The sequence below is a fragment of the Streptomyces sp. RKAG293 genome, assembly GCF_023701745.1.
Taxonomy (GTDB): Bacteria; Actinomycetota; Actinomycetes; order Streptomycetales; family Streptomycetaceae; genus Actinacidiphila.
The window spans coordinates 1,798,313-1,809,912 of record NZ_JAJOZB010000001.1 but is presented as its reverse complement, the minus strand read 5'-3'; the positions used below and the strand labels follow the sequence as shown (position 1 = coordinate 1,809,912).

Annotated in this window: 11 protein-coding genes; 6 read left to right on the top strand and 5 right to left on the bottom strand. The window is 71.1% G+C overall.

Annotated features, from left to right (window positions below; translation table 11 throughout):
* Positions 1-9: 9 nt before the first annotated feature.
* The 3 genes from LNW72_RS07860 to LNW72_RS07850 all read right to left on the bottom strand — a co-directional run bounded on the left by LNW72_RS07860 (position 10) and on the right by LNW72_RS07850 (position 2,919).
* A complete protein-coding gene (locus LNW72_RS07860) occupies positions 10-582 on the bottom strand; it encodes a TetR/AcrR family transcriptional regulator (RefSeq protein WP_250974736.1) in 573 nt (190 codons plus the stop codon).
* A 246-nt stretch (positions 583-828) separates the two neighbouring features.
* The gene (locus tag LNW72_RS07855) at positions 829-1,173 is read right to left on the bottom strand and encodes an antibiotic biosynthesis monooxygenase (RefSeq protein WP_250974735.1); all 345 of its coding nucleotides are present in this window, start codon (positions 1,171-1,173) and stop codon (positions 829-831) included.
* Between the two features lie 111 nt (positions 1,174-1,284).
* Positions 1,285-2,919 (bottom strand): acyl-CoA synthetase, encoded by a 1,635-nt coding sequence (locus tag LNW72_RS07850; protein ID WP_250974734.1) that lies wholly within the window; start codon positions 2,917-2,919, stop codon positions 1,285-1,287.
* Between the two features lie 181 nt (positions 2,920-3,100).
* On the opposite strand from LNW72_RS07850, the gene LNW72_RS07845 reads away from it, so the two are divergent.
* The 5 genes from LNW72_RS07845 (at position 3,101) to LNW72_RS07825 (ending at position 7,435) form a co-directional block, all read left to right on the top strand.
* Complete coding sequence (locus LNW72_RS07845; RefSeq protein WP_250974733.1) at positions 3,101-3,907, top strand: crotonase/enoyl-CoA hydratase family protein; 807 nt, start codon at positions 3,101-3,103, stop codon at positions 3,905-3,907.
* A 29-nt stretch (positions 3,908-3,936) separates the two neighbouring features.
* Positions 3,937-4,887 (top strand): OB-fold nucleic acid binding domain-containing protein, encoded by a 951-nt coding sequence (locus LNW72_RS07840; protein ID WP_250974732.1) that lies wholly within the window; start codon positions 3,937-3,939, stop codon positions 4,885-4,887.
* On the top strand, positions 4,888-5,934 hold the full coding sequence (locus LNW72_RS07835) for a thiolase domain-containing protein (RefSeq protein WP_250974731.1): 1,047 nt from the start codon (positions 4,888-4,890) through the stop codon (positions 5,932-5,934).
* Complete coding sequence (locus tag LNW72_RS07830; RefSeq protein WP_138353945.1) at positions 5,931-7,097, top strand: thiolase domain-containing protein; 1,167 nt, start codon at positions 5,931-5,933, stop codon at positions 7,095-7,097. The genes LNW72_RS07835 and LNW72_RS07830 overlap by 4 nt, the downstream gene beginning before the upstream one ends.
* Before the next feature lie 98 nt (positions 7,098-7,195).
* The gene (locus LNW72_RS07825; protein ID WP_138353944.1) at positions 7,196-7,435 is read left to right on the top strand and encodes a DUF397 domain-containing protein; all 240 of its coding nucleotides are present in this window, start codon (positions 7,196-7,198) and stop codon (positions 7,433-7,435) included.
* A gap of 96 nt (positions 7,436-7,531) precedes the next feature.
* Here LNW72_RS07825 and LNW72_RS07820 read toward each other — a convergent pair whose 3' ends face one another.
* The gene (locus LNW72_RS07820; RefSeq protein WP_250974730.1) at positions 7,532-8,056 is read right to left on the bottom strand and encodes a hypothetical protein; all 525 of its coding nucleotides are present in this window, start codon (positions 8,054-8,056) and stop codon (positions 7,532-7,534) included.
* Between the two features lie 114 nt (positions 8,057-8,170).
* On the opposite strand from LNW72_RS07820, the gene LNW72_RS07815 reads away from it, so the two are divergent.
* Positions 8,171-10,123 (top strand): phosphocholine-specific phospholipase C, encoded by a 1,953-nt coding sequence (locus LNW72_RS07815; RefSeq protein ID WP_250974729.1) that lies wholly within the window; start codon positions 8,171-8,173, stop codon positions 10,121-10,123.
* A 112-nt stretch (positions 10,124-10,235) separates the two neighbouring features.
* On the opposite strand, the gene LNW72_RS07810 is transcribed toward LNW72_RS07815, so the two are convergent.
* Positions 10,236-11,336: an isoafricanol synthase gene (locus tag LNW72_RS07810; RefSeq protein WP_250974728.1), complete on the bottom strand. Its 1,101-nt coding sequence runs from the start codon at positions 11,334-11,336 to the stop codon at positions 10,236-10,238.
* Positions 11,337-11,600 lie beyond the last annotated feature (264 nt).

The following is an 11,600-nucleotide window of genomic DNA, read 5'->3' as shown; positions in this document are numbered from 1 at the left end:
CGGCGGCGGTCACCGCTCGGCGGTGGTCGAACGGGCGGCGAGCAGTGCGACCGCGCCGCGCACCGCCTGGTGGAACGGCTCCTGCGAGCCCTCGGCGCGGGCGAGCACATAGCCGCCCTGGACGACGGCGGTGATCATGGCGGCGGTGTCCCGCGGATCGAGCGCGGCGTCGAACTCGCCCGCGGCCAGGCCCTCGGCGATGATCTCCGCGAGCCGTCCGCGCAGCCAGGTGAAGGTCTCCTGCACCGGGCGGCGCAGCTCCGGGCTGTCGATCACGTCCGGATCCATCGCCATCCGGCCGACCCGGCAGCCGCGCAGCGCGTCGCGCTCACGCAGCAGATAGGCCGAGACCCGCTCGAGAGCGGTGCCGCTGGACAACTGGGCGTCGGCCTGCGCCATCAGTTGTTCCGCGCTGCGCCGCATCGCGGTCAGCGCGAGCTCGGGTTTGCCGGAGAAGTGGTGGTACATGCTGCCCTGGCCGGCGCCCGCGTGCTGCTGGATGGCCTTGGGGCTGGTGCCGGTGTAGCCGCGTTCCCAGAGGAGTTCCCGGGTGCTCTCGATCAACCGTTCCGCGGTGTCCATGATCCGAGTGTACATACTAGTAGGTACAGAGTCCACGAAGTGAGGCGGTTCGCCGCTTGGCGCACCGCCTCGCCCGGACAGGCCCTAGGGTCTGTCGTCTGGATCTCCGCGGCGTCGCGGTGTCCAGCACGCACATCTGCCGCGTTGTCGTCGGTCGACGACGCTCCGCGTCGCCTCCCTCCTCCGCCTTGCACCTGCACGCACCGGACACCGCTCCTTCCCCCACGGAGATCCAGACGACAGCCCCTAGTCGCGCCGGAAGCCGTAGGCCCGCTCCACGCGGGCCACTTCGACGCTGTACGAGGCGTACCACCGCTCCCGGCCCAGCCGTTGCACCTCCAGGTGCTCCGGGTCGGCCTTCCAGGAGGCTATGGATTCCGCGTCCGCGTAGTAGACGACCAGCAGATCGCGCCCGTCGGGTCCGCTCTCCGACTCGCGGCCCAGATATCCGGGCCACTTCGCGGAGAGCGGTCCCATGCGGCGGTTCGCGTCCGCGTACCCCTCCGGGTCCTCACCGCTCGGCAGCGTCGTGATGATGACGGCGTAGTACGGCGGCTCGGGACGCTGGAACGAGGTGGAATCGGTGGACACGCGCGCACTCCGGTGATCGACGGGGAATCCTGACCGCCGAGCGTAAGTGCCGCCACTGACAACGGGTGGGAACCTCCTCCGGACTGCCGCCTCCGGGCTACCGCCTCCGGACTACCGCCCGGCCTCCGCCGCGCCGGTGGCCACCGAACGGGCCCAGCGGTAGTCGGCCTTGCCGCTCGGGGAGCGCTGGATGCGGTCCATGAGGACGAGGCTGCGCGGGATCTTGTAGCCGGCCAGCCGGGTGCGGCAGTGCGCCTGGATGTCGTCGAGGGTCAGCGGGTCCGCGCCGTCGCGCGGCTGGACGACGGCGGCGACGTGGTTGCCCCACTTCTCGTCCGGCACCCCGGCGACCAGCGCGTCGTAGACGTCGGGGTGCGCCTTGAGGGCCTCCTCGACCTCCTCCGGATAGACCTTCTCGCCGCCGGTGTTGATGCACTGCGAACCGCGCCCGAGAACGGTGACGACGCCGTCATCGTCGACCGTCGCCATGTCCCCGAGCAGCACCCACCGCTCGCCGTCCCGCTGGAAGAACGTCTCCGCCGTCTTCTTCGGGTCGTTGTAATAGCCGAGCGGAACGTGCCCGCGCAGGGCGATGCGTCCCGGTTCGCCGACCGCGACCGGCTCCAGCGTGGCCAGGTCGACCACCGCGATATGGGAGTTGACCCGCAGCCGGAAACCGTTGGCAGGGCCGGAGTCGTCGGTGGCCGTTCCGTTGAAGCCGGACTCCGACGAGCCGAAGTTGTTCAGGATCATGACGGTCGGGACCAGCGCCTGGAACTGGGCGCGGACCGTCTCGGACATGATCGCGCCCGAGCTGGAGATGGTGAACAGCGAGGAGCAGTCGGTGCCCGCCAGCGGTCCGGCCAGCGCGTCCGCCAGCGGCCGGAGCATGGCGTCGCCGACCAGCGAGACGCTGCTGACCTTCTCCTTCTCGATGGTGCGCAGCACCTCGTCCGGCACGTACTTGCGGTGGATGACGACCTTCTGGCCGAAGTTGAAGCCGATGAACGCGGTGAGCGTGGAGGTGCCGTGCATCAGCGGCGGGGTCGGGAAGAAGACCAGCCCTTCGCCGCCCGCGGCGACCCGCTCCGCCAGTTCCTCGGGGCGCTTGACCGGCTCGCCGGTGGGCGCGCCGCCGCCCATGCCGGAGAAGAAGAGGTCCTCCTGGCGCCACATCACGCCCTTGGGCATACCGGTGGTGCCACCGGTGTAGATGATGAACTGGTCGTCCGCCGCCCGCGGCGGGAAGCCGCGGTCCGGTGATCCGGCCGCCTCGGCGTCGGCGAAGGCGACCGGGACGATGGCCGGTTCCCGCTCGTCCCCGGCCGGCACGCCCACCCTGACCAGATGCCGCAGTTTCTCGGTGTGCGGCAGTGCGGCGGCCACCCGTCCGGTGAACTCGGCGTCGAAGACCAGCGCCGTCAGATCCGCGTCCCGGTAGAGGTAGACCAGCTCCTCCTCCACGTACCGGTAGTTGACGTTCACCGGCACGGCGCGGGCCTTCACGCAGGCCAGCGCCGTCTGCAGGTACTCGATGCCGTTGTAGAGATGCAGTCCGACGTGGTCGCCGGGAGCTATCCCGCTGCCGATCAGGTGGTGCGCGATCCGGTTCGCGGCCGCGTCGAGCTGGGCGTACGTCAGCCGCCGCTCGGCGCCCGTTCCGGGGTGGTCGATGTAGACGAGCGCCTCCCGGTCCGGGACCACGTCCACGACCGACTCGAAGAGGTCGGCAAGGTTGTACTCCACGGCTCCTCCAGCCTCGATGCTGCGAAGGTCTCGGCGGTCATTAGAACCCTCCTGGAGCGAGGTGGGAAGGGTTCCCGGGCGGGAAATCTGACTGGTAGTCAGAAAACTATTGAACTCGACCTGCGCCTACTGCAACCTGTTCTAGGTCCGCGACGGAAGATTGCGACCTTGGAGGCCGGCCATGGGCGGCACGGAACATCTCACGGTGGAGCGCGTCGGCGCGACGCTCGTACTGACCCTGAACCGGCCCGAGGCGAAGAACGCCCTCTCGCTGCCGATGCTCGTCGGTCTGTACGACGGCTGGCTGGCGGCCGACGCCGACGACTCGATCCGCTCCATCGTCCTCACCGGGGCCGGCGGCACCTTCTGCGCCGGCATGGACCTCAAGGCGCTGGCCTCCGACGACGGCGCGATGGCCGGACAGGAGTACCGCGACCGGATGAAGGAGGACCCCGATCTGCACTGGAAGGCGATGCTCCGGCACCACCGGCCGCGCAAACCGGTGATCGCCGCCGTGGAGGGGTACTGCGTGGCCGGCGGCACCGAGATCCTGCAGGGCACCGACATCCGCGTCGCCGGGGAGAGCGCCACCCTCGGGCTCTTCGAGGTCCGGCGCGCGCTCTTCCCGATCGGCGGCTCCACCGTGCGGCTGCCCCGCCAGATCCCCCGCACCCACGCCCTGGAGATGCTGCTCACCGGCCGCCCCTACTCCGCGGCGGAGGCGAAGGACATCGGCCTGATCGGCCATGTCGTGCCCGACGGCACGGCGCTGGAGCGGGCCCTGGAGATCGCGGACCAGATCAACGCCAACGGGCCGCTGGCCGTCGAGGCGGTCAAGGCGTCCGTGTACGACACCGCGGAGATGACCGAGACGGAGGGACTCCGGCACGAACTGGAGCGGGGCTGGCCGATCTTCGCCACCGCCGACGCGAAGGAAGGTCCCCGGGCCTTCGCCGAGAAGCGCCCCGCGGTCTTCAAGCGCGCCTGACCCGAGGGACCCAAGGAGAGAAGCCCCCCATGACCGAAGTCCTCAGCGCACCACTGGTCGTCGAGTTCCCGTTCACCCGCTCGCTCGGCCCCGTCCAGAGCGCGTTCCTCACCGGCCTGCGCGAGCGCACCGTGCTGGGTGTGCGCACCGGCGACGACCGGGTGCTCGTACCGCCCGTCGAATACGACCCCGTCACCTCCGCGGAGCTGCGGGAACTCGTGGAGGTCGGCGCCACCGGCACCGTCACCACCTGGGCCTGGAACCCCGACCCCGGGCGCAACCAGCCGCTCTCCACGCCCTTCGCCTGGGTCCTGGTCCGGCTCGACGGCGCCGATACCGCGATGCTGCACGCACTGGACGCGGCCGGCCCCGACGCCGTCAGCACCGGAATGCGGGTACGGATCCGCTGGGCCGCCGAGCGGATCGGCGCGATCACCGACATCGCCTGCTTCGAACCGGACGACGGGACCGGGCAGCGGGACCGCGCGGCCACCGCGCACACCGGCGAGTTCACCGATCCGGTGACCGGCATCGTCGCCCCCGCCCGCCTCGACTACGTCTACAGCCCCGGCCGGGCCCAGACCCGCTACCTCGCCGCGCTCGCCGACCGCAAGATGATCGGCGAACGCTGCCCGTCCTGCCGCAAGGTCTACATCCCGCCCCGGGGCGCCTGCCCCACCTGCGGCGTCGCCACCGAGGAACAGGTGGAGGTGGGGCCCGGCGGCACCATCACCACCTTCTGCATCGTCAACATCAAGGCCCGTGGCCTCGACATCGAAGTGCCGTACGTCTACGCGCACATCGCCCTGGACGGCGCCGACCTCGCCCTGCACGGGCGCATCGGCGGCCTTCCCTACGACCAGGTGCGGATGGGCATGCGCGTCGAACCCGTGTGGAGCGAGGACGGCGGCTTCCCCGACCACTACCGGCCGACCGGAGAGCCCGACGCCGACTACGACACGTACAAGGAGATGGTCTAGATGCGGGACGTCGCGATCGTGGCGTTCGCCCAGAGCAAGCACGCCCGCAGCACGGCCGAGGTCTCCGAGGTCGAACTGCTCATGCCCGTGCTGCACGAGGCGCTCGACCAGGTCGAGTTGAAGGCCAGCGACATCGGCTTCACCTGCTCCGGGTCGTCGGACTACCTCGCCGGCCGGGCCTTCTCCTTCACGATGGCCCTGGACGGGGTCGGCGCCTGGCCGCCGATCTCCGAATCGCATGTCGAGATGGACGGCGCCTGGGCGCTCTACGAGGCCTGGGTGAAGATCCTCACCGGTGAGGCCGACACCGCGCTGGTGTACTCCTACGGCAAGTCCTCGCCCGGCGACGTCCGAGAGGTCCTGACCCGCCAGCTCGACCCGTACTACGTCGCGCCGCTGTGGCCCGACCCGGTCGCGCTCGCCGCGCTCCAGGCGCGGGCCCTCATCGACGCGGGGCACACCAGCGAACCCGAACTCGCCGGGGTCGCCGCCCGCAGCCGCGCCGCCGCGCGGGACAACCCGTACGCGCAGCTCACGTCCGTCCGTGACGGCGGGGAGTACGTCGTGCAGCCGCTGCGCCGCCAGGACTGCCCGCCGGTCGGCGACGGCGCCGCCGCGATCGTGCTGGCCGCCGGGGACACCGCCCGCCGGCTCTGCGCCAGGCCCGCGTGGATCCGCGGCCTGGACCACCGGATCGAGGCGCACAGCCTCGGGGTCCGCGACCTCACCGACTCGCCGTCCACCCGGCTCGCGGCCGAACGGGCCGGGCTCTTCGACGCGCCGGTCGACACCGCGGAACTGCACGCGCCGTTCACCTCCCAGGAGGTCGTCCTGCGCAGGGCGCTGCGGCTGGGCGACGAGGTGACCGTCAACCCGTCCGGCGGTCCGCTCGCCGCCAACCCCATGATGGCCGCCGGCCTGATCCGGCTGGGCGAGGCGGCCGCCCGCATCCACCGCGGCGACTCCGACCGCGCCGTGGCCCACGCGACCTCCGGTCCCTGCCTGCAGCAGAACCTGGTCGCCGTCCTGGAAGGGGATGTGAAATGAGCAAGGCACCCGTGGCCGTCGTCGGCATCGGCCAGACCAAGCACGTCGCGGCCCGGCACGACGTGTCGATCGCGGGGCTGCTGCGCGAGGCGGCCCTGCGGGCGCTCGCCGACGCCGAACTCACCTTCGCCGACATCGACGCGGTCGTCATCGGCAAGGCCCCGGACTTCTTCGAGGGCGTGATGATGCCGGAGCTGTACCTGGCGGACGCCCTCGGAGCGGTCGGCAAACCGATGCTGCGGGTGCACACCGCGGGCTCGGTCGGCGGCTCGACCGCGCTGGTCGCCTCGAACCTGGTCGCGGCCCGCGTCCACCGCACCGTACTGACCGTCGCGTTCGAGAAGCAGTCCGAGTCCAACGCCATGTGGGGGCTCTCGCTGCCCATCCCGTTCCAGCAGCCGCTGCTCGCCGGCGCCGGCGGCTTCTTCGCCCCGCACGTACGCGCCTACATGCGCCGCACCGGGGCGCCCGACCACATCGGCTCCCTCGTCGCGTTCAAGGACCGCCGCAACGCCCTGAAGAACCCCTACGCCCACCTGCACGAGAAGGACATCACGCTGGAGAAGGTGCGGGCCGCCCCCATGCTGTGGGACCCGATCCGCTACTCCGAGACCTGCCCGTCCTCCGACGGCGCGGTCGCGATGGTGCTCACCGACACCGAGGGCGCGGCCCGTACGCCGCGCCCGCCCGCCTGGCTGCACGGCGGCGCCATGCGCAGCGAGCCGACGATGTTCGCGGGCAAGGACTACGTCAGCCCGCAGGCCGGCAAGGACTGCGCCGCCGACGTGTACCGGCAGGCCGGGATCACCGATCCGCGCCGGGAGATCGACGCGGTCGAGATGTACGTGCCGTTCTCCTGGTACGAGCCGATGTGGCTGGAGAACCTCGGGTTCGCCGCCGAGGGGGAGGGCTGGAAGCTCACCGAGGCGGGCGTCACCGAACTCGACGGCGATCTGCCCGTCAACCCGTCGGGCGGGGTGCTGTCCACCAACCCGATCGGCGCGTCCGGCATGATCCGGTTCGCCGAGGCGGCGCTGCAGGTACGCGGCCAGGCCGGTGAGCACCAGGTGGAAGGGGCCCGCCGGGCGCTGGGCCACGCGTACGGCGGTGGCGCGCAGTTCTTCTCGATGTGGCTCGTCGGCGCCGACCGGCCCACCACCTGATCGGGCGGTGTATCCGGGCAGCTTGTCCCATTGCCTGTCGGGCGATGGGCCCGGTGGCTAGGCTGGGTCGCGGATGACGACGTGGGAGGAGAGCGGACGTGGCCGAGAGCACCATCGGACAGCCGTTGACCAACGGTAAGAAGCCGCAGCTGGATCTTGCGAGCGCGGACTGGCAGTCCAGCAGTCAGGGCACGGGCGACGTCCAGATCGCCTTTATCGAGGGCTACATCGCGATGCGGGACGGGCGGAGCCCGGACGGGCCGTCGCTGATCTTCACACCCGCCGAATGGCGCGCCTTCGTACTCGGCGCGCGTGACGGCGAGTTCGACCTCACCTGAGGCGTCCGTCCCGGACGACGCCCGCCACCGGCCGCCGGACCTCGTCACCGAGGCCCGGCGGCCGGTCGTTCGGCACCGGCACCGGCACCGGCACCGCTATGGCCACGGCCCGAGTTCGGGCAGCGGCGCCGATCCGCTGTCCAGCGGGCCCTGCGGCTCACGGCCGGCCAGCCAGGCGGTGAGGTCGGTGAGCGGGCTGCGCACGGTGACCGGTTCGCCGTCCCCGAGGACGGGTGCCTCCGGGCCGTCCGACGCCGCGAGCGTCAGCCGCACACCGTCCGGTACGCGCGGCGCGAGGAACTCCAGGACGTGCGCGCAGAACGGCCGTGACCACTGTGCGGGCAGGTACCCGATCGCGGCGTCCGCCGTGTGGATCTCCAACTCCCGCCACCAGGCGAGCGCGGCGGCCGACAGCGTGGCGTCGCGATAGCGCACCGGCCGCTCCAGGTCCCGCAGGCCGACGGCCGTCCACGCCCGCTCCGCCTCGTCGAGGGCCCCGGTGACGGCCGCCCGAAGTTCGGCGGCCGAGCGGCCGCCGCTCCAGGGTGGCCGGTTCGGGTGGCCCCGGTGGCGCGTATCAGGACGTCCGGCGGCTTTGCCCGTGCTTGGGGCGCCCGACATCTTGTGTGTGGCAATTCGCCATGGGAGTCTCCGCGCGTATTGGCGCGCCCGTCGCGTTCTCCCCGTTCAATTCGGCGCGACCCCCCACCTGTGTCCCCTGACCGAGGAGTCGCTTTGACGCCCTTGTCCCGCCGTGGATTCCTGGGAGCCGCCGCCGGCTCCGGCGCCGCCGCCGCGTTCGGCACGCTGCCCGCCTCCATCCAGCAGGCCATGGCCGCCACCTCGGCGGCCGGCACGCTCGACGATGTCGAGCATGTGGTGATCTTCATGCAGGAGAACCGTTCGTTCGATCACTACTTCGGCACCCTCAAGGGCGTGCGCGGCTACGGCGACCGGTCGCGGCTGCGCTTCCCCAACGGCCAGGACGTGCTGCGCCAGACCGCGAACGGACCCTCCGGCGGCAGCCTCGTACTGCCCTGGCACCTGAACACCGCGACGACGGACGCGCAGCGGGTGCGGGACCTCGACCACGGCTGGTCGGGCACCCACAGCGCCTGGAACAGCGGCAAGTACAACAACTGGGTGCCGGCCAAGAGCGCCTGGTCGATGGGGTACTACCAGCGCGCCGACATCCCGTTCCAGTTCGCGCTGGCCGAGTCGTTCACCCTCTGCGACCAGTACTTCTGTTCCGTGCAGGGGCCGACCAACCCCAACCGGCTGTACCAGTGGACCGCCACCGTCGACCCGGCGGGCAAGAACGGCGGGCCGGTCACGGACAACTCCGAGAAGGGGTACTCCTGGACCACCTATGCCGAGCGCCTGCAGTCGGCGGGCATCTCCTGGCGGGTCTACCAGCAGCAGGACAACTACGACGACAACCCGCTCGCCTGGTTCAAGAACTTCAAGAGCGCCGCCACCACGTCACCGCTCTACGTCAACGGGATGCAGCGGCGTTCCGCCGACGCGTTCAACCAGGACGTGAGGAACGGCACGCTGCCCGCCGTCAGCTGGGTCGTGGCCCCCGCCAACCAGAGCGAGCACCCGGACTACCCGCCGGCGTACGGCGCGAACTACACCTCCAAGTACGTCCTGGAGTCGCTCGCGGCGAACCCGGCCGTCTGGGCCAAGACCGTGGTCTTCCTCAACTTCGACGAGAACGACGGCTTCTTCGACCATGTGGCGCCGCCCGTCGCGCCCGCCGGAACCGCGGACGAGTTCATCGGCGGGGTGCCGATCGGGCTCGGCCCGCGCGTGCCGATGATCGTGATCTCGCCCTGGAGCCGCGGCGGCTACGTCAACTCCGAGGTCGCCGACCACACCTCGCCGCTGCGGTTCCTGGAGAACTGGACCGGGGTGAAGGAGACTAACATCTCCGCCTGGCGCCGCACCGTCTGCGGCGACCTGATGAGCGCCTTCGACTTCACCACGAAGAACACCACGTTCCCCTCGCTCCCCGACACCGCCGCGCTGGTCGCCGCCTGCGACGCCCAGAACTCGCTGCCCGACGCCGCCCCGCCGTCCTCGCAGGTGGCGCCGGTCCAGGAGTCGGGCAGCCGGCCGGCCCGGCGGATCGGCTACGGCTTCGACACCACGTCGTGGACCGAGACGAGCACCGGCCGCATCTGGATCAAGGTGGTCAACACCGGGACGCTGGGCGCCGGCTTCGCGATGTACACCGTCAACTACCGCACCTACGACAACTGGCGCTACACGGTTCCGGTCGGCGGCAGCGTGCAGGACTACTTCAGCGCCCAGACGTACGGCGGCGGCCTGTACGACATCGACGCGCACGGCCCCGACGGCTATCTGCGCGGCTTCAAGGGCGATGTGCGGACCTGGTCGAACGCGGCCAAGGGCCACCCCGAGGCGGCCGTGGCCATCGCCCGCGCGACGCCGCGGAACCTGGCGCTGACGCTGACCAACGCCGGCGGCGCGGCGGTCGTCTTCACCGTGGGCGGCAACGCCGCGGGGGACGGTTCCGGTGGCAGCACGGTGACCGTCGCGGCGGGCGGCACCCAGCAGGTCGCGCTCACGTCGGCGGCCGACGGCGGCTACGACTACACGGTCACCGCGAACACCGGTGACGGCTTCGAGCGCCGCTTCGCGGGCCGCACCTACCCCGCCTAGGAAGTCGGCGTCCGCCCGCATCCGGGCCCCGCGAGGGACCGGATCGGGGCGGGACCGGGGCCGCACTCCCGTGCTGCCCCGGTCGTTCCGCCGCGCCGTCCACGGTCCCGGCTCAGCCGAGGCCGCCGGGGCGGGTGCCGTCCGTGCCGAAGAGATCCGACCACGGCCGCTGTCTGCCGCCGCTCACCGCGGCGACCCCCGAAGCGCGATACCGGGCGGTCTCCAGGGACCAGTCGAGATTGCCGCGCATCACATGGCGCATGGCGCGCACATAGTCCTCCACCTGCGCCCGCAGCGCGGGCGCGGCGTCGTACTCGTCGAGCACCGCGGGAAGCCGCGCGGCGAGCATCTGGAACCGCTGCACGCGCGCGTTGGCGGCCCGCGCGATGAGTTCCACGGCCCCGTCCAGCGTGTGGTCGCTGGTGTCGAGCAGCAGGATCACGCTGTTGTTGACGTCCCCGGCGGCCAACTCCTTGTCCACCGACATGATGTCGTTCACGAAGATCACCACATCGCCGGTGATCTCCCGCATCTCGGCGAGCGGGCCCGAGTGCAGCATGTCCGGCAGGGTGTAGCCGCCGCACCGCTCGGCGAAGTCCAGGCACGGCTGGACGCCGATGGAGTCCCGCCGGCCCCGCAGGAACGTCTCGAGGGTCATGGTGGGCCGCCGCGTCCGGTTCAGGGCCTCCCAGTGGTAGGCCCGCAGATAGTCCCGCCAGTGGTCGCGGAAGCGGTGCTGCCACGCGGTCGGCGTGCCGGCCGCCGAGCGGAGCCAGATGTCGCGGAATCCGTCCGCGAGCGGGTTGCCCGGCGGGTTGGCGGTACCACGGACGGGGGAAGGTGGTTCGTAGAGGATCGACACCAACGTGTCGACCTCGCGCTCCACGTCGTCCGGCCGGCGCCCCAAAGGGCCGTCGAACTGGTCGTCGAAGATGAAGAACCAGGCGTTGAAGTCGGCGGCGAGGTCGAGATCGGATCCGGTCGCACGGGGGTAGAAGAACGCCATCAGACGCTCCAGCCGCAGCGCGTCGTACTCCTCGACATCGCGGTCGAAACGGAGTATCGCCAGGTCGCGCAGCCACTGAAGGGTGTGCCGGCGGGCTCGGTCGGTGTGCGGGCTCGACCGCCCGGGGAAGGGAATGCTCAGCAGGGTGGTGCGTTCCGCGAGGATGTCGCGCTGGATGGGGCCGCTGGGGGCTGTGGTGTCCGACAAGGTGCCCACCTCGGGTTGCGTCGCGGTGGTCCGGAGCCGCCCGGACCATGGGGAAAGTGAACTGGCGTTTGCCATCTACCCGTTCGTCCGACCTGGATATCACCAGGGAGCACTACAGAGCGTCCCGGCGGGCGTACGCTCGGCGCTACCTGCCGAACAGGCAACGAGAACGGGAACGGACATGCCAGACGCGGTGGAACAATTGGGACGAGTGAATCGCTTGGTTCTCGAACGTGAGTCCTAACTCGTCGCGCTCGACGGCGC